The organism is Sphingobacterium sp. G1-14 (assembly GCF_002196555.1).
Taxonomy (GTDB): Bacteria; Bacteroidota; Bacteroidia; order Sphingobacteriales; family Sphingobacteriaceae; genus Sphingobacterium; species Sphingobacterium siyangense.
The window spans coordinates 3,615,916-3,632,194 of sequence record NZ_CP021381.1 but is presented as its reverse complement, the minus strand read 5'-3'; the positions used below and the strand labels follow the sequence as shown (position 1 = coordinate 3,632,194).

21 protein-coding genes are annotated in these 16,279 nt (G+C 36.0%); 11 read left to right on the top strand and 10 right to left on the bottom strand.

Annotated features, from left to right (window positions below):
* Nucleotides 1-133 precede the first annotated feature (133 nt).
* Nucleotides 134-607: a hypothetical protein gene (locus CBM24_RS15495; protein ID WP_157698478.1), complete on the top strand. Its 474-nt coding sequence runs from the start codon at nucleotides 134-136 to the stop codon at nucleotides 605-607.
* A gap of 86 nt (nucleotides 608-693) precedes the next feature.
* Here CBM24_RS15495 and CBM24_RS15490 read toward each other — a convergent pair whose 3' ends face one another.
* Nucleotides 694-1,203, bottom strand: a complete 510-nt coding sequence (locus CBM24_RS15490; RefSeq protein ID WP_088161867.1) for a dihydrofolate reductase family protein — start codon at nucleotides 1,201-1,203, stop codon at nucleotides 694-696.
* 89 nt (nucleotides 1,204-1,292) lie between these two features.
* Here CBM24_RS15490 and CBM24_RS15485 point away from each other — a divergent pair, with 89 nt between their 5' ends.
* The 4 genes from CBM24_RS15485 to CBM24_RS15475 all read left to right on the top strand — a co-directional run bounded on the left by CBM24_RS15485 (nucleotide 1,293) and on the right by CBM24_RS15475 (nucleotide 3,691).
* Nucleotides 1,293-1,634: a winged helix-turn-helix transcriptional regulator gene (locus tag CBM24_RS15485; RefSeq protein WP_088161866.1), complete on the top strand. Its 342-nt coding sequence runs from the start codon at nucleotides 1,293-1,295 to the stop codon at nucleotides 1,632-1,634.
* A 173-nt stretch (nucleotides 1,635-1,807) separates the two neighbouring features.
* On the top strand, nucleotides 1,808-2,395 hold the full coding sequence (locus CBM24_RS15480; protein ID WP_088161865.1) for a hypothetical protein: 588 nt from the start codon (nucleotides 1,808-1,810) through the stop codon (nucleotides 2,393-2,395).
* Nucleotides 2,392-2,541 (top strand): hypothetical protein, encoded by a 150-nt coding sequence (locus CBM24_RS27320; protein WP_157698477.1) that lies wholly within the window; start codon nucleotides 2,392-2,394, stop codon nucleotides 2,539-2,541. The genes CBM24_RS15480 and CBM24_RS27320 overlap by 4 nt, the downstream gene beginning before the upstream one ends.
* 1 nt (nucleotide 2,542) lies before the next feature.
* Complete coding sequence (locus CBM24_RS15475; RefSeq protein WP_088161864.1) at nucleotides 2,543-3,691, top strand: cysteine desulfurase family protein; 1,149 nt, start codon at nucleotides 2,543-2,545, stop codon at nucleotides 3,689-3,691.
* A 52-nt stretch (nucleotides 3,692-3,743) separates the two neighbouring features.
* Here the strand turns inward: CBM24_RS15475 and CBM24_RS15470 are convergent, their stop codons facing one another.
* From CBM24_RS15470 to CBM24_RS15460, 3 genes are all read right to left on the bottom strand, one after another.
* Nucleotides 3,744-4,478, bottom strand: a complete 735-nt coding sequence (locus CBM24_RS15470; protein ID WP_088161863.1) for a hypothetical protein — start codon at nucleotides 4,476-4,478, stop codon at nucleotides 3,744-3,746.
* Between the two features lie 236 nt (nucleotides 4,479-4,714).
* The gene (locus CBM24_RS15465; protein ID WP_070566204.1) at nucleotides 4,715-5,008 is read right to left on the bottom strand and encodes a putative quinol monooxygenase; all 294 of its coding nucleotides are present in this window, start codon (nucleotides 5,006-5,008) and stop codon (nucleotides 4,715-4,717) included.
* 371 nt (nucleotides 5,009-5,379) lie between these two features.
* The gene (locus CBM24_RS15460; protein ID WP_075993032.1) at nucleotides 5,380-5,718 is read right to left on the bottom strand and encodes a winged helix-turn-helix transcriptional regulator; all 339 of its coding nucleotides are present in this window, start codon (nucleotides 5,716-5,718) and stop codon (nucleotides 5,380-5,382) included.
* Between the two features lie 110 nt (nucleotides 5,719-5,828).
* On the opposite strand from CBM24_RS15460, the gene CBM24_RS15455 reads away from it, so the two are divergent.
* Complete coding sequence (locus CBM24_RS15455; RefSeq protein ID WP_088161862.1) at nucleotides 5,829-6,818, top strand: YhdH/YhfP family quinone oxidoreductase; 990 nt, start codon at nucleotides 5,829-5,831, stop codon at nucleotides 6,816-6,818.
* A gap of 197 nt (nucleotides 6,819-7,015) precedes the next feature.
* Here CBM24_RS15455 and CBM24_RS15445 read toward each other — a convergent pair whose 3' ends face one another.
* From CBM24_RS15445 to CBM24_RS27315, 3 genes are all read right to left on the bottom strand, one after another.
* Nucleotides 7,016-8,683, bottom strand: coding sequence for a serine hydrolase domain-containing protein (locus CBM24_RS15445; RefSeq protein ID WP_157698476.1), 1,668 nt, complete (start codon nucleotides 8,681-8,683; stop codon nucleotides 7,016-7,018).
* A gap of 439 nt (nucleotides 8,684-9,122) precedes the next feature.
* Nucleotides 9,123-10,457, bottom strand: a complete 1,335-nt coding sequence (locus tag CBM24_RS15440) for a serine hydrolase (RefSeq protein WP_088161859.1) — start codon at nucleotides 10,455-10,457, stop codon at nucleotides 9,123-9,125.
* A gap of 3 nt (nucleotides 10,458-10,460) precedes the next feature.
* Complete coding sequence (locus tag CBM24_RS27315; RefSeq protein WP_157698475.1) at nucleotides 10,461-10,625, bottom strand: hypothetical protein; 165 nt, start codon at nucleotides 10,623-10,625, stop codon at nucleotides 10,461-10,463.
* Between the two features lie 262 nt (nucleotides 10,626-10,887).
* Between CBM24_RS27315 and CBM24_RS15435 the strand changes: the two genes are divergently transcribed.
* The 3 genes from CBM24_RS15435 to CBM24_RS15420 all read left to right on the top strand — a co-directional run bounded on the left by CBM24_RS15435 (nucleotide 10,888) and on the right by CBM24_RS15420 (nucleotide 12,651).
* Nucleotides 10,888-11,223, top strand: coding sequence for a hypothetical protein (locus tag CBM24_RS15435; RefSeq protein WP_088161858.1), 336 nt, complete (start codon nucleotides 10,888-10,890; stop codon nucleotides 11,221-11,223).
* 346 nt (nucleotides 11,224-11,569) lie between these two features.
* Entirely contained in the window at nucleotides 11,570-12,355 is a 786-nt protein-coding gene (locus CBM24_RS15425; RefSeq protein WP_088161856.1) for a hypothetical protein, read from the top strand.
* Between the two features lie 20 nt (nucleotides 12,356-12,375).
* Nucleotides 12,376-12,651 (top strand): hypothetical protein, encoded by a 276-nt coding sequence (locus CBM24_RS15420; protein ID WP_088161855.1) that lies wholly within the window; start codon nucleotides 12,376-12,378, stop codon nucleotides 12,649-12,651.
* A gap of 223 nt (nucleotides 12,652-12,874) precedes the next feature.
* Here CBM24_RS15420 and CBM24_RS15415 read toward each other — a convergent pair whose 3' ends face one another.
* From CBM24_RS15415 to CBM24_RS15405, 3 genes are read right to left on the bottom strand one after another with little or no spacing between them, the layout of a single operon-like run.
* Nucleotides 12,875-13,486, bottom strand: coding sequence for a DUF4304 domain-containing protein (locus tag CBM24_RS15415; RefSeq protein WP_088161854.1), 612 nt, complete (start codon nucleotides 13,484-13,486; stop codon nucleotides 12,875-12,877).
* 54 nt (nucleotides 13,487-13,540) lie between these two features.
* Nucleotides 13,541-13,726: a hypothetical protein gene (locus tag CBM24_RS15410; protein WP_088161853.1), complete on the bottom strand. Its 186-nt coding sequence runs from the start codon at nucleotides 13,724-13,726 to the stop codon at nucleotides 13,541-13,543.
* 43 nt (nucleotides 13,727-13,769) lie between these two features.
* Nucleotides 13,770-14,090: a DUF3157 family protein gene (locus CBM24_RS15405; RefSeq protein WP_157698598.1), complete on the bottom strand. Its 321-nt coding sequence runs from the start codon at nucleotides 14,088-14,090 to the stop codon at nucleotides 13,770-13,772.
* A gap of 804 nt (nucleotides 14,091-14,894) precedes the next feature.
* Here CBM24_RS15405 and CBM24_RS15395 point away from each other — a divergent pair.
* Both CBM24_RS15395 and CBM24_RS15390 read left to right on the top strand, forming a co-directional pair.
* Entirely contained in the window at nucleotides 14,895-15,455 is a 561-nt protein-coding gene (locus CBM24_RS15395) for a hypothetical protein (protein ID WP_088161851.1), read from the top strand.
* 122 nt (nucleotides 15,456-15,577) lie between these two features.
* Entirely contained in the window at nucleotides 15,578-15,970 is a 393-nt protein-coding gene (locus CBM24_RS15390) for a hypothetical protein (RefSeq protein WP_157698474.1), read from the top strand.
* Nucleotides 15,971-16,279 lie beyond the last annotated feature (309 nt).

Sequence of the window (16,279 nt, the reverse complement as noted above, 5' to 3'; positions counted from 1 at the left end):
CATCACAATATGCGCGCTGTAGCCATTGCACTATTTTCGGTGGTATTTATTTTTTCGTGTATCTCTTGCACTTCCATATCGCCCAAGTATTTAGCACAAACTGCTGCGGCACATAGCGTTTCGAAGGGTAGAATTGAAGGAGACATACATCTTTGATAATTATCCCCAGAAGATAATAGGCCATAATCATAGCAGTCAGCAGAAGAGTGCAGTCTATAATGAATATTGCCTATGGAACTATATCGAACCAAATTACTATAAAACTGATAGTCTGCACTATCTTTACAAAACTTCATTGGAGCTCACCAAAAAAAATAAAATCCATTTCAAACTAATTGATACCTTAGGAAATGTCGTGCGTGAAAGAACGAGGAAAGTTAAGCCCGAACCACAAAACTTTGTTTCTTTCAGAAATACCGATCTTGACATCTATGTATTAGTCAATAGATTCTTTACCAAAACTATTTGCTTTGCACTAGATAAACATGGTGATTTAGTCGTGCCCAGTGAGTCGACAGCAGCCGGTTTTCTTATTCTCTTTCCGCTCGCCGGCGCCCTTAACCATGATGCATATACCTATCGTCGTGTGGATACAGTCGCCAATTGAAAGATATAGATCCGAAAGAAATAATTTTAGCGGATTTGTTTCCGTCATTCAACTATTTTTGAAAGACATTTTTGGTCTGTTGTTATTCAGTCTTCTTTAGTTAGATGCAACTGAAGAAAACCGTTTTTAAGCGTCTGTGCTTTGTATCTGAACGTTGAACTTAACTCCTCATTGTTTGCTAAAATTGCTCCAGCACCAGTGATTATAGGACTGACGTTAAAATAAATATCTGTAACCAAATTCTTGTCAAAAAAAGCGTTGAAAGTACCTGCTCCGCCTCCAACAGCTATTTCCCGCACTCCTTTTGCAGACATATATGCAATTGCCTCTTCAGGACTTGCTATAGTCTTGTAGCCATCAGCCGTATAAGGTTTATCGGCCAATATGATGATTTCTATTCCATTAAAATGTTCTTTTACTTGATCTGGAAAATTTAGAAAATTTTCAAATGTTTTCAATCCTATCACTACATTTCCAACCTGCCTTACAAAATGTACGTAAAATTCCATTGCTTCCGGTGGCAGTTTATGATGCGGATTATCGGATATCAAAATTCTTCCATTAGCCGAAATATTTGCGATTACTGTTACTTTCATAATGATTTTCTTTAAATTTTTGTACAACAAAACTATTGGATATTCAATATATATTTACTATTCATTACCTTTAGGAAAGTAACTATCTGATGAGCAATAAAAATATTGGTAAAGAAACTATATTGGCATTAAAAGATGGCATTGAATTGCTCAGTGGTAAATGGAAATTTTGTATTCTGCACAATTTGCAGCAACACGGCACAATGCGGTTTAAAGATCTGCAAGAGATGGCTCAGGGAATATCCCCAAAAGTTCTATCCAAGGAACTTCAGGAATTAGAAGATAATTTACTGATTAGTAGAACGGTTAATGACACCAAACCTGTAACTGTTTCTTATGCGCTTACCGCCTATGCTAAAGAAACGGAGGAAGTTGCCAATGCTTTAATTAAATTTGGTCTAAAGCATAGAGATAAAATTAAAGCAAAATGAGGTTTCTATTTTAACAGCTCATTTGGGGAAGTTTGGAGCCTTCTCTATGTAACAATCCGAATAATTATTCCTAACCTTATTAAGTATTGATAAATAATATTTATCTTTAAGCTAATGTTATTTATCCTATGCGGCTAATCTTAGGCGTGTAAGGTTAACCAAAAGCCTAATTTATGCGTATTATACAAAAGCTTAGCACTTATTTAAACGAGAAATTCGATGGATTAGTTTTAATCGGTTTGTTATTAGTTATGATTTTTTACAGTGCAGGTTTTATGCTTTTTAATCAATACATAGCTTTGTTTTACGGACTGTTTTCTGGATTAATATTAGTTCTTTTTTTTAAAAATTGGCGGACTGAATATTTCATCAACAGATCTGGGTTGGGATTATTAACTTTTGTTATAGTGCTAGAATTTGCATTTTTGCTATATGATCAAGTTCATTTGAAAGATGATTGGTACTTTTTACCGTGGGCGGTTCTGTTGGGTGGAGCTGTGATGGTAACCATTAGTATGTTAATCGGGTTAAAAAAAATCATTATTCCAAAAGCACTTTCGAAATTCTTTTATATAAGCGCTATTTTTCTCTTTTCAACTGTCTATTCCTACGGGCTGCTATCTCTTATAAACATTTTTAATGCGCGGCAAGTCGTTAAATGGGAGCGTGCTGAAGTGGGGCTACCATCCTGGGTAATTACTTTTGGAGGAAATTACAACGATGCCATATTTGAGAACAGAGAATGGGAACTCGGTGGATGAATTTATTTTTTTTGAAATGGGAAGGTGATTTTCCGCATCCGCCAACGACTGCCGAAGTAAAAGTTTTTAAAGGCAACCTTGGAAAAGATTATATGCTCAAAACGTATGATGAGGATGAAAAGAATGACGCAATACAAATCGACTAACATGGACAAAATTATATATCTTGATAACAATGCATCCACTCCAATGGATCCTAGGGTCTTAGACGAAATGATGCCCTATTTGACAGACAAGTATGGTAACGCAGCAAGTCGTCATAAACTAGGCAAATATTTAGATACTGCGGTCGAGAAGAGCAGGAGACAGATTGCTGATCTTATAGATACCAATGTAGATGATGTTTTCTTTACAGCTGGTGCTACTGAAGCTATCAATATGGGATTACGTGGATTATTGAGGCCCGGGAAACAACATATTATAACTGTACAGACAGAGCATCCCACAGTTTTGGATACCTGCCGGTATCTTGAGACCAAAGGTATTGCGGTTACTTACCTTTCTGTCGATAGCGACGGATTGATAGACCTTGAAGAACTAGATCGCGCCTTTACACCTCTTACAGCTTTAGTATGTGTGATGCATGTCAACCATGATACTGGTGTGATTCAGGACATAGAGCGAATTGCAGAAATAACGCATGCCCATGGAGCTCTTTTCATGACCGACGGAAGTCTGTCTGTAGGAAAACTTCCTGTTCGCGCACGATCATTTATAGATATTCTCTCTTTCTCTGCCCATAAATTTTATGGACCAACGGGTATAGGCGGTATTTATTTTAGTCCCAAGGTACCTATGAAACCGCTTATCTTTTCTGGGGGACATGAAGGGGAGGCGAGAAGTGGTACACTTAATGTGCCGGGTATCGTTGGTATGGGCAAAGCCGCTGAACTCGCAGCTTCGCAGATGAATGAAGATGAAGAGCGCATCGGAAAACTACGAGATATCTTAGAACAACAATTATTAGAAATCGGAGGAGCGAAGTTAATAGGTTCTAAAACACACAGGATCTATACAACAAGTACTATTCGTTTCGATGGTATTAACAGCGAAAATATTGTTCAAAAACTCGATAATATATGTGTTTCCAACTGCTCAGTACTCAGTTATTTTGAAGCAGCACCTTCTCCTGTACTTCAAGCTATGGGATTGAGTAGAGATGAGGCATTTAATACACTACGATTTAGTTTAGGGCGTTTCACTACAGCAGAAGAAATCGTACAAACTGTGGAAGCTGTAGGCAATATCATAAAGCAATTGCACAACAAAAATCGCTATACCGAAATTAGGATTTGAATAACATTTTCTAAGAAAGGAAAAGCTATTATCTCAAATAATCTAACGATCTTTACAATCGTTGACAAGATGTATATGTCTCTTGGGAGAAATGTTTTGTTATATCCAAAAATACTTCTCGATCAGCAATCGAGAATAAGAGCATTTCAGTATAGAAAAGTTGGTCGCATTTCTCTTTCTGTCCAATCCAAAGTCTTTTTGCAATCTCTTTAATGAGGCAATTGAGTGTTTGGTATGATCGCTCTTTACTGATATATAACTCGCTGTCTATTTTGCTAATATACTTTTTGTTGCTTAGCGATGTTTTATCTGGAGCAACATATTTATGTACATATTTTAGTCTGATCAGCGTATCCATATTGAAAGCGGACATTTTAGAATTGCGGCCTTCTGGAATTGGAAAAAATTTGTGACCCGCATTTTGAGAGAGTAATATCCAATTTAGGGAGTAAGCAACACGAGAATCATAAATAATGCAGTCTTCGGGGAACATATATGCCGCAACTTTTGAGATACTCGCAATACGGTCAAATTTGGCTACTCGACTTTTGAGAAATTCCTGTATTAATAGTTTGGTACTTTCTTCATTGGCGGCTTTAATACCACCCCATTCTCTAATAATCCACATTGTCAACTTTTCAAACAATATGGAGTCATTAGTATGAGCATCAATTAAATGCGGACGCAAAATAGCTTTTAGTGTTACTTCTTTTTCATAGAAACTTTTACTATTTAGTTCATCTACCATTTCTTGTGCCAGTATTTGCAGTGGAATTAGTGCTGCCATTCACAAACCGGATAAGTGCATCAAAATTGGCGAAGAACCACTCCAACTTACCAATTATGCTGCATTCTTATTTACCATTTACAACAAGGATTGCTGTAGCGCAGAATCATCCATCTGGAACATTGAGACCAAGCACAGCAGATAGAACATTAAGCTGTTTTGTAAACAAAGGAAGCCTGTCCAAATTCATTTACAGAACTTTGACAGACTTCCATTTTAGAATAATTGTGGTATGTTTATTTAGCGGCTAAAACGTCCAATTTCTCAATAGATGGCGGATTAGCTAACAATTCAGGTGCATTTTCCATAAGCGCCTTTGCTATCTTACCACCAAGATGTGCTTGTCTGCCTTCTTCATCTGAAAATGTGTCATAAATGCCAAATGTAGAAGAGTCAATACGAAACGCATACCAAGTAATAGTGCCGACTTCTTCATTAGCAAGTGGCAACGCACTTGTAATAAACTCTTCAACGTTTTTTTCTTTTCCAGCTTTTGCTTCTAGTCGAACTAATAATCCTAATTTTTTCATATCTGTTTATTTTTTTTAAAATACACATTTTTATAACAAATGTAGCTCATTTAAGTTTTTCAGGATTTTTTATTTGGTTCAAAAACTTATGAAAAAAGGTCAACTATCGTTATAACGTAGCCTTTGGGGATATCAATAAACCCATCTTAACTTACTGTAATAGAATGTTAGAATACCTGCATCAAACTGCCTAAAATAACGCTATTTTATGGTTTATCTGTTCCTGAATTGAATGGTCATTGGTTTTTGAATCCGGACGGCCCATGTTAATCAAGATCACTGGTCAACAAATTGATCGTGTCAAAATTCCATTTAAAACTCTTCGTTTTTTGGCATACTTTCCCATCTCTGATTAACACCTTCAAAGCTTACTAAATCAAATTGTCCAAATGCTTTAAATGCATATGTCCCCACCTACGCATATCGCGGACGATCGGATAAATGCTTTCGCCGTATTCTGTTAAATAATATTCAACTCGTAAAGGAACTTCATTGAAAACCTTTCGGCTGATAATACCATCAGCCTCCAATTCCCTAAGTTGTTTTGCAATTGTTCGCTCACTTATTGTTGGCAATGTCTTTTTCATCTCCGTAAAACGGTTTCTATTTTTCCCTATAAGCATAATTAATGTAGTCTTACACTTCCCCTTTATGACCTGCAGAAAAATATCCGACGGGCAAACTGTTTCAATCTTTTCTATTTCTGACATTATTTTATCCCTTGATAATCAATAAACTAAACTTTTGTGCAGTATGTGATTATTTTGTAAGTTATTGCTTTTTAGTGTTTTAATTTTCAAATTTACTCAAAATTATTTTTATGTATAATACATTCAGGGCCTTAATGGTCAGAGAATATGAAGGAATTTTCAAAAGCAAAGTTGAAGCTGTCCCTTTCGATGAGATAACCGAAAACGATATACTGATTAAATTAGCGTATTCATCCGTAAATTACAAAGATGCACTCTCTGCTTCGGGAAATAAAGGTGTAACGAGAAAATTTCCTCATATACCAGGAATTGACGCAGCAGGAAAGGTAGTTTCTTCTAGATCCAGTCGATTCAATAAGGGAGATAATGTGATTGTAACCGGATATGATCTGGGAATGAATACCTGGGGAGGATTTGGCCAATATATTAGTGTTCCAGCGGAGTGGATCATCCCATTACCGGCGGGACTAACCCCATTGGAAGCCATGTCATTTGGTACGGCAGGTTTGACAGCTGGTATTTCTGTTTATAACTTGATTAAATCAGGGATTACCCCAAACAGCGGGAAAATTGTAGTAAGTGGAGCTACCGGAGGGGTAGGGAGTCTTTCTGCGGCTATTTTGTCAAAGATCGGGTATAATGTCGTCGCCATATCCGGGAAGAGCACTGATTATTTTCAGCGTACTCTTGGTGTTTCTGAAGTCATATCAAGAGAAGATTTTATTGCAAAATATGACGCGCGTGCCCTATCACGTACCGATTTTGCGGCAGGTATTGACTGTGTAGGAGGGAAGATCCTATCCGGAATAATAAAATCATTGCATTACAATGGAGTAGTAACCTGTTGTGGAAATGTGGCATCTGGAGATCTAAATACAAGCATATATCCATTTATTTTAAGAGGCGTCAAGCTGATCGGAATAGATTCGGTGGAGCAACCATTACAATTTAAGGAAGAGATCTGGAATTTACTGGCAAAGGATTTCAAACCTGAATTTCTATCAGACATGGTGCAGGTAATCTCAATGGATGAATTAACACACGCTTTGGATACAGTTCTAAAAGGCGGCTCTAAAAGACGTTTTGTCGTTAAACAGTAATAGATCCCAGACGTAGGCAGTGCTGATCGGATCGTCTAAATACTTCATTGGCAGGGAACGAATGCTTGTTGCGTGGTGCGTCACTACGATGTTTTGTTTCGCTTCACTTGGACCAAGACTTTCCGCCAGCCATTGTCTGGAAACGACCATAAATGTGAACCACGCTAGTGCAAATAAAATTTTAATTTTTGGATGTTTCATCGGTCCTTCCTAAATGTCAGACCGGCAAAGTCAACCACCTGTTGATTGTCTTTTTCAGATAAGGAAACATTAAATCCTCCAAAACCTGCATTTATTCCACATGTAACAGCGTATTGAGGTGATATTACACGTAAAGGTATAGACCTGAAACTGCCAAATGTCGTGAGTTTCATCATTAAAACTTTTTCTTTTGAAATATAAATTTCAATTTCTCTAAATTTTGTATCTCCAATTAGCATCTGATAACCGAAATGCTTGTATTTTCCTAATGCATTCTCCCATGAAGAACCATCAAGGTTTTTGAGCTTTAGTCCATACTCGCGTTCACGATCTTCAATTCTTTGAAATAAAAAAGTTTCGGTATTAACTTTCTTAAAAACAAATCTTTTGTTATTTCTTTCCACTAAGCTATCATTTGGAAAAATTTCGATAGGCAGAAATTCATCCTTTGATAAAGGAGTAAGAAAATATTGTCTTTCCCCATCAATAAGTTTGAGACGATCTTTTTCTAAAATGACTTTGATATAACCTTCGGCCTGCGCATAATTACCTACATGTCTTTTCAGGCTATGCTTAGATAATTTGATTGGGGCCGCTGAACTGTGAATTTTTCCTGTTATAGGAGCAGGAAATAGGTCGCTAATCTTCAGTTGGTACTTGTTCAAGAAACTGAAACAAAATTCTTCTGCAATTGCACCACCTTCTGCTGAGTTTGTCATGACAATTACCGCAAATTTACTTTTTGGAATTAATAGCAGTTTTGCCTGTGCAAATCCTGCACTTCCAGCGTGATAGACAGCAAAATTGGAATCATTTTTAAACATAAACCAGCCTAAGCCTTTTTTATTACTTTCAATAGGCACATTTTGGTTCTGCAGCGAAAACATTTCATGGATAGTTGAGGAATCGACTATTGAAGAATTTTCTCCGTTATATGCTTTCATAAGACCAATAGCATATTTTGAAAAATCATTTATATTGGTGTAAATTCCGCCCGAAGCAATATCCCGCAATTCATATTCTTTTATTTCATTTCCTTCCAGATAGATTTTCGAACGATATTTCAAATTATCCATTGCAAATCCGGTTTGGTTCATACCTAGCGGAACTAAAATATTTTGATGTATGTAGGCTGCATAATCTTGTTTGCTCAAGGCTTTCACCAATGTTCCAAGAATATTATAGCCTGCATTTGAATACAAGCCTACCATACCAGGCGGATAGGTGATATAAGTTGCATTGATTTTATCCAATACGTCGGTGTAAATTCCAGATCCCAAATCTGAATTCCTCCATATATCGGGCTGAATACCCGATGTATGAGTAAGAACAGATTTTATGGTAATATTTTTTAAGTCAATACATTTTGTTTTAGGTCTAAATGCTGGCAGATAGCTGTTTAATGGCTCGCTTATGTTTAGTAAGCCTTTTTGCTGAAGCTGCATCACGCTTAACGAAGTAAATGTTTTGGTTATCGAGCCCATATTGACAACCGTATTTGTCGTCATTGGCACTTTGTTAAATTTGTCTGCGTATCCAAACCCATTTGACCAAATCACTGAATCATTTACGATTATTGCAGCACTTAAACCAACTATGTTTTTGTTTTGCTGTAAATTCTTATTAAAGAATTCCTTAGCTGAGTGTATGAGTCTCCGCGTCATACTTAAACTACTATCTGTCTGTGCTTCGCTCTTTACAAAGACAAAACACGAAAAAAAAATAATTAATAGTCTACTTAATATTATGAATGGCATCTTTATAGAAGTTTCGGCGGTTTACAATAGCAGGTCACAGGGAAATTTTTGGCGGAGTATAGGATAAAAGTAAACTTTAGTTTTCTTTCGATCAAAATCAGCCTATTTTATTCCGTGAAGTAAACTTATAAAAAAAATCCATATGGAAGAATAGCGCATGATAAAATAATGAAGGATTTTCAGATTCAAACTTTAACAGCGTAATTTATAATTTTGTATTCTATACGATTTCACCAAAATGAGTCTAGAAATAAATCAACTGGAGTAAATGTCGCTTGCAACCGATGGTCCACTTAAGGAAATAGTGGAAAGTATGTAGCATATCATCCGACAGATCATCAGTCAGTTACTGCCCTAATAATATCTGCAATGCTTTTTTGCCACTTTCATTGGAAGGGTTAATTTCCAATGATCGGCGATACATCATAATCGCTTCTTCTTTTTTACCTGTTTTCATCAGCGCTTCAGCATAACTGTCAAAAACGTTGAAACTGCGGGGAAAAAGCATGGTATTTGTCCTCAAAACATCAAGAGCTAGCAGCAATTGTCCGTTACGCATGAGCTCAATTCCTAAAAAATTCAATTCCCCTTCATTCAAGGAGAAACGTGAATCTGTTTGGTGTTGGCCTAAGACAGCTGCTGCGTAGTCAGGTCCCCTCGATACCAAAGCGCGGACATACAGCCTTGCAAGCGAACGTGGTCTAGTAAATTTTTTTCCGCTGAGTATGATATAGAGTTCGGGTGCGATAGGAGGGTTTTCGGCATTGTCAGCTACAAAGATAAACTGTTTTTTATCCAAGTTTCTTAGCATAAAAGTATTCATTCCTGGTATACCGCCACTGTGCCAAACCACTTTTCCTCCACTGGTATCTTTGAAAATAAACCACCCGAGGCCATAAGCGGCCTGGTCTATGCCTGATCGGCGATAAGGTATACTACCATCGTTCAACCGGTTTGGGGTGAACATTTGCTCCATACTTCGTTCACCAATCAATTTGCCATTGTAAAGTGCTTGGTCAAATGCAAGCATATCATGCACCGTACTGGCCATATTCCCGGGCCGCTGAAACCCCACCCAATTAAAGGTGAATCTTTTCAGCTGCTTTACCAATTCGATGGGACGGAGGGTATCTACATAGTGTATGGGTCTATCATATTTGCGGGCATAACGTGGGTCGTAATCGAAGTCTGCGTTCAGGATTTCAGAATTTAACATTTTCGCTGGTCTAAATATGAATTGCTCCATATAATTTCGAAAGGAAAATCCACTTTTACGTTCTATAAGTAATGCTAAAATACTATAATTGGTGTTACTGTATTCAAATTTGTCGCCCGCATTAAAATGCAGGGATTTGCCAAAGGATTTCAAGGCAGGAATGATATACTTATTTGTGTACTGACGTAATGAATCTTTTTGGAGTAGTGGACCAAATAGTTCATCGGTATTAGGTAGGCCTGAGGTATGCGCTAATAGATGGCGTACTGTAATTTCGGGATAAGGAAAAGCCTTGAGATATTGGGCAACTTTCCCGTCGAGCGATAGTTTGCCTTTTTCTATAAGTTGGAAGACTCCGACCGCTGTTACCGGTTTTGAAACAGAGGCCAGAACAAAACGAGTATTTAGCTCATTGGTTTTACCAGCTGCAGCATCGGAAATGCCATAAGCTTTTTCATATAGTATCTTTCAATCCCCGGCGATCAGGACATTGCCATTGATGTTATGATCGGCATCGAGATTATCTAAAAAAGTGTCGATTTGCATGACAATATTCTGCATTTGAGCCTTTGAATATCCACTGATAATCAAGCCCAGGATCAATAAACTAGCGATGCGTACAAAATTTTTCATTTTAGTCGTTTTTTATTAGACGCAGTAAGTTGGTTAATGTTGCACTGTATACCAAACCTATTCTTAAGCATCCTATTTTGTCGCTATTTTCTATAGATATTTTAAAATCTATGCACATAAATTTTAGAGCCCAAGCGTACATCTAGCCAATATGGCCTACCTCGTTAACCCCCCAAAGGTGGCCTTTTTGTTTAATATTGTAAAATGATACCGCTAGAAATCTTTTGCCGAAATCGGGTACTGTACGCTCAAATTACCGTGCATGATAAAAGCATGGGCATCAAAGATTATCATCTTTACAACAAAAATGGTCTTGCTTTTTATGTTTTCAGGAAATCTTCGCTTTGATACCGATGTGCCAGAGTTGTTTTATCATCATGGAAAACGCCAGGTAGTGGAAGTTCGGGCCAAGAAGTACAGCCTTTGGCATATTTATCTCAATAATGCTTATGTAGGAAGTATTCAGTATGACACCTTCACTAAGCAGTTCAATTACCACCTTGATGATAATTGCTTATTGACCGATGATCACGTACAAAAGTATATAGTCCTGATACAACGTGGGGAATTAAAGTGGATAAAGGACGATATTCGATGAAAAAGGATATAAAAGGAGTAAAAAAACCTTGAGTCTGGGAGGATCTCAAGGCTTCCTAATTACTACCTATTTTTGAAAAGTATTATTAATACAATATCGAATCCTGTTTGGTTTTAAAAAAATTATTTCTAGCTGTTGAGCACGGAGTATTAGCTGTCAAAAAGTATTCTGTTACCGTATTTCTAACTATAGTTATCATAGGCACTACTGTCTTTAGCGATATAGGAGCGAACTATGTCGATTTCTTTGGCGGTCGCTCTAGAGAAAACAATGGCGGAAATATTTTAGCCATCACATTTATTTCAATGGAAATTTGGTAAGTTTAGAGCCAATACTATAGTAAAAGATGCACCAGTTATTTCTTTGTCAATTTAAAGGAGAAGAGTATTTATCAATCGGTACCTTTGAAGAGGTAATGGCTATTGTGGAGCGTTATAAACCAGAAAACTGGAACGAATTTGAAAAGTATCTGCGACGTGATGATCCTCCTGGCTATAACGAGTATCTTGCTGAATTGTATGATGGAAGGTTGCCCTTCAATAATAGAAATTTAAAAATATTAACAATAGATCGTTATAAGGGTAAAGCTCTTGAAACTGTTTTGTTTGAACAATTACAGCATTTTAAGATTCAAAAAATTAGCTTTTCAGAATCCCTATTGGATATTGAGCTGCCTAAGAATGTACTGGAGGTAAGACAACTCTATTGCAATGGGAAATCGACAAAGGGAACCATCGATTTAAGTAAATTTGCGAGGCTTGAAGAAGTCCATATTTTGGATTTTAATAAGAGTATTAAATTCGAAAATCACAGTAATTTGGTAAAGCATATTACATTATGGTATTTCAACCCTACAAGTAGATCCTTTAAATCGATTGTGGATGCTTTTCCCAATGTGGAAGAAATATTGGTCCACCATACTAATGTGCAAAATTTGGAAAGTATCGAGAGGCTCAAAAATCTAAGAACATTTCGTATCGACTACGGCAGAAACTTACAATCTGTCAAGGACGTAAACGAATGTGAGCACATCGAAATGGTTATTTTCAATAATTGTAGAAAAATAGATGATTTCGAGCAGATAGAAAAGAGTCCAGGTCGGACTGTCCTGCGTACAAGATTTCCAGGGTAATTTTTAAAAAAATAAGTAATATGTTAGATACAATTTGGGTTTTTCATGGAGAGGGGGGGCGGTTTTCAAGTGGAGTTTTTACTTCAATTGAAAAGGCGGAAATATGGAAAGATAAACATAAGTTATCAGGAGTTTTAACAGCATATCCAATTGATGAAGGCGTATACGACTGGGCATTATTTAATGATTTTTTCAGTGTGAAAAAACAAGCTCAAATGGAACCCAATTTTATCCAACAATTTACTTCCGCAAGTCAAGAGCATTATCATTATGAAAATGGAACTAGGGATGATTGATCTTCGAATACTATTTCCAGTAACCGTTAAGGTATTTGCCAATCTGATTTCTGTTGCTTAAATCGGTTAATTGCAAGCTATTCCAGTCCGCTAAAACCATTTCGTATTCTTCTCCTAAGCTATTTGATGCGTCTTTAATCAATTTGAATTGTTCTCGTGAAATTTCCGTTCGAGAAGCTGTCGTGTTGATCGAAAGTCAAATATGTTTTAAAAATTCCTTTTATTAAATTAAACCGTGCTTTTCTGCATATTCTTTGAGCCTTGCTATTTGATGTCGATTATAATTTTCTTTTGATATTTTCCTGTATTCGACTCTGGCTTTATCCAGGAGCTTTAGCTCTGTGAAAAACATCATTTTAGCGGCAGTGTGCAGTAAGGTTTCAGAAGCTTCCAGTTCGTTGATAAGCTTTTGTACTGTGTTTAATTTTTCAAAGAATGGTAAAATAAAGCTTGAAATATTGTATTTCATTTCGGTAATTAGTTCTTCAATATCTGTCATCGGTGTTATATTATACCAAATATCGCGTAGGCCTTTCATGCCGCTAATTCTTTCTCTTATCATACACTCAGGTTCGGAAGGATATGCCGGTACATCTTTGTTATGATAATTAAAGCATGCTAACCAATACTCAGGTGAAAATATTCCAACGTTTATAGTGAAACGGATATCGTCTTTAGTGCTATAATAACTTTTTTGAATATTTATGATGTGACCGATTTTCTCAAGCTGCAAATAAAAATTGTTGGCCTTCTTTTTAAAACCAAGTGGTTTTAAGATTTCAATAAAGCTTTCTTTTATGATTCTGTCAAATTTTTCTTGAGTTTCTGTTTTCATAAATTACTGTGGTACTATATTATACTGATTCTGTTTTAGCATATAATTGTTATTTTACTCAAAAGTGTATTCCCAATAATGTTCTGTCTTGTCATTACAGAGAAAACCCTCAAACAAATCGTCAGCGATAAGCGTATCCATTTTTTTATGATCTGTTGCAATGAGAAAGAAGAAGCTATCCCATTCAATGGTAAAAAGAATCTCTTTATCGGCCGAATATAGGTAATAATCTTTATGCATATGATGAGAATAGCCCTAATAGTCATAGATCCTGTTTGCCTAATCAATTACACATGCTTCTATCCACATAAGTTTTGTTGCCGTTGGAGTTGATGTAATAACAACCTCCACGAGGGCCACGGATGTAATTTCTCGAAGAAGAACTACTTTTAGAAGAATTTGTTCTGCGCGGCGAAGGGGAGGAGCTCGTACTTTTAAATTGATTGATTTTTGATGATGTAGATTTGTCTTTTACATATTCCCAGGTTCCGTCGCTTTTTAATAATACTGTTTTTCCATCCGTCGTTGTTGCATACTTGTTTTGTGCGATTACAGGAAACGAGATTGTATACAGTAAAATAATAAACAGTATTTTTTTCATCATAGCTTTAAGGTATTATATCTAACGAATTTTCAAACCGAGCACCTTTTAATAAATGGCTATTGTAAATTAAATCATTACCATATTTCAATGGCATCTTATTGAGCTCCAGTCCGAAAAGATACTTCGTGAATAAGTTAACATTGTCAATTTACAGTTTTTCCTCCACTAACTAAAAAATTACACTATCTAAAGAAGTGAAATAGCATTTCGGAATTGAATTATATTAGGAGAATATTTAAACAACATTTTCTAATAAATTAACAACAATTATCTCAACTAATCTAACGATCTTTAAAATAGATGAATGCCCAAAGCCGGTTAACATCTAGCCCAAGCGGACATCTAGCCAACATGGCCTCCCTCGACGGTTAACGAGGGAGCAGAATTTGAAGATTATTTTCTAAAAAAAGGAATTTTAAATAAAAAAATCACATTTGGAATTTATAACCCAGAATCAAAAGGTAAATTATATACTTCAAAAATTGAATTAAATCCTAAATTCGTGGAGAGGTCACTAAACAGACATTCCGTAACAAACAGAAAGAATAAAATTGGGACTATTTGATATTTTTAAAGGACAGGACAAATCCAAAAGTGAAACTGAACAATCAGTAACACCGACAGGTTTTAAAACTCAACTTGACATAGTTGAAAAAGATATTTATGCCAAACTAAAACCAGTCGGCTTTAAGAAAAACGATAGGACGTTTAACAGACGACTTGACGATGGAATAGTTCAGGTAATCAATGACGACAAAAGCCCAAACCGTTGTATGCTATTTTAAAAAGACTTCCCTATATATTATGACTCTTGAAGAAATAATTAATCATCATAGAAATACTTACATCAATCAATTAATTTCCTTTTATGGAAACAGAGGTAATGGTGTAAAAGAAATATTACTAAAATTAAGTTCTGATGAGGAAATCTTATTATTTAATTTAACAAGACCTGATTTTTTGTCAAATAACGATGGAAATTATGGTATCGAAGAATTATACCCAGATACATTTTCAAATCATCAGCCTATAAATTTTGCATATAAAAATTTAAATATAGAATTACATCCTATATTTTGGCACGGAGTTGAATTTATTTTGGATACAAAATTTGCAGAATTTGAGTGGTTAAAAAGTTGGACTATTACAGCTCTGAAAGAGAACAATGATGAATCTACTAATGAATTAGATTTGCTTGAGGCTATACATAATGTATCTATTCCGAGTATTTCGGAAAAATCAACGATTTTCGCAGTAGACTTTGGCACTTCAACATCCGAAACATTTTTCGCGTTGTTGGATACTATTAACGAAATTGGAGCTAAAAACATTATCATAAATTCCTTTGATTTAATTGAAGAATAAAAACTGCATACAACATCGTATTGGCAATAGTGAGGCTGACAGTTGTAAGCTCAGAGTCTGTAACATGAACTTTAAATCGGGTAATGTACGCTCAAATTACCGTGCATGATAAAAGCATGGGCATGAAAGATTATCATCTTTACAACAAAAATGGTCTTGCATTTTATGTTTTCAGGAAATCTCAGGGCGTGTGGCAATTGGCATACGGTGTACTTGCCGATGACATCAAGGAAGCGTACATTGATGCTTTTATACTTCGTTTTGATACGGATGTGCCTGAGTTGTTTTATCATCATGGAAAACGCCAGCTAGTGGAAGTTCGGGCCAAGAAATACAGCCTTTGGCATATTTATCTCAATAATGCTTATTTAGGTAGTATTCAATATTACACCTTCACTAAGCAGTTCAATTACCACCTTGAAGACAATTGCTTATTGACCGATGATCAGGTGCAAAAGTATATAGCCATGATCCAACGTGGGGAACTAAAATGGATAAAGGACGATATTCGCTAAAAAAGGATATAAACGGAATAAAAAACCTTGAGTCTGGGAGGATCGAATCCTGTTTGGTTTTTAAAAAAAATATTTCTAGCTGTTGAGCACGGAGTACTAGCTGTCAAAAAATTTTCTGTTACTGGATTTCTAACTATAGATGATCTAAGCACCAAAAAATATTTTACATTGACGGATCAGGTGTGGATGATCATGGAAGAACTTTTTGATAAACGATGGTTATCATTATCGAAGAGTGGGTTGATCTGGAGTGTTCGCGAAACTGATAATACTATTTGATGAAGTGGAATAGCCTTTTGGATTTAAATT

Coding starts and splice junctions, on each gene's coding strand:
- CBM24_RS15490 (WP_088161867.1), bottom strand. CDS start 1,203: ATGAAAGTAACAGTAATCGCAAATATTTCGGCTAATGGAAGAATTTTG.
- CBM24_RS15485 (WP_088161866.1), top strand. CDS start 1,293: ATGAGCAATAAAAATATTGGTAAAGAAACTATATTGGCATTAAAAGAT.
- CBM24_RS15480 (WP_088161865.1), top strand. CDS start 1,808: ATGCGTATTATACAAAAGCTTAGCACTTATTTAAACGAGAAATTCGAT.
- CBM24_RS27320 (WP_157698477.1), top strand. CDS start 2,392: ATGAATTTATTTTTTTTGAAATGGGAAGGTGATTTTCCGCATCCGCCA.
- CBM24_RS15475 (WP_088161864.1), top strand. CDS start 2,543: ATGGACAAAATTATATATCTTGATAACAATGCATCCACTCCAATGGAT.
- CBM24_RS15470 (WP_088161863.1), bottom strand. CDS start 4,478: ATGGCAGCACTAATTCCACTGCAAATACTGGCACAAGAAATGGTAGAT.
- CBM24_RS15465 (WP_070566204.1), bottom strand. CDS start 5,008: ATGAAAAAATTAGGATTATTAGTTCGACTAGAAGCAAAAGCTGGAAAA.
- CBM24_RS15460 (WP_075993032.1), bottom strand. CDS start 5,718: ATGTCAGAAATAGAAAAGATTGAAACAGTTTGCCCGTCGGATATTTTT.
- CBM24_RS15455 (WP_088161862.1), top strand. CDS start 5,829: ATGTATAATACATTCAGGGCCTTAATGGTCAGAGAATATGAAGGAATT.
- CBM24_RS15445 (WP_157698476.1), bottom strand. CDS start 8,683: ATGACGCGGAGACTCATACACTCAGCTAAGGAATTCTTTAATAAGAAT.
- CBM24_RS27315 (WP_157698475.1), bottom strand. CDS start 10,625: ATGAAAAATTTTGTACGCATCGCTAGTTTATTGATCCTGGGCTTGATT.
- CBM24_RS15435 (WP_088161858.1), top strand. CDS start 10,888: ATGATAAAAGCATGGGCATCAAAGATTATCATCTTTACAACAAAAATG.
- CBM24_RS15425 (WP_088161856.1), top strand. CDS start 11,570: ATGCACCAGTTATTTCTTTGTCAATTTAAAGGAGAAGAGTATTTATCA.
- CBM24_RS15420 (WP_088161855.1), top strand. CDS start 12,376: ATGTTAGATACAATTTGGGTTTTTCATGGAGAGGGGGGGCGGTTTTCA.
- CBM24_RS15415 (WP_088161854.1), bottom strand. CDS start 13,486: ATGAAAACAGAAACTCAAGAAAAATTTGACAGAATCATAAAAGAAAGC.
- CBM24_RS15410 (WP_088161853.1), bottom strand. CDS start 13,726: ATGCATAAAGATTATTACCTATATTCGGCCGATAAAGAGATTCTTTTT.
- CBM24_RS15405 (WP_157698598.1), bottom strand. CDS start 14,090: ATGATGAAAAAAATACTGTTTATTATTTTACTGTATACAATCTCGTTT.
- CBM24_RS15395 (WP_088161851.1), top strand. CDS start 14,895: ATGACTCTTGAAGAAATAATTAATCATCATAGAAATACTTACATCAAT.
- CBM24_RS15390 (WP_157698474.1), top strand. CDS start 15,578: ATGAAAGATTATCATCTTTACAACAAAAATGGTCTTGCATTTTATGTT.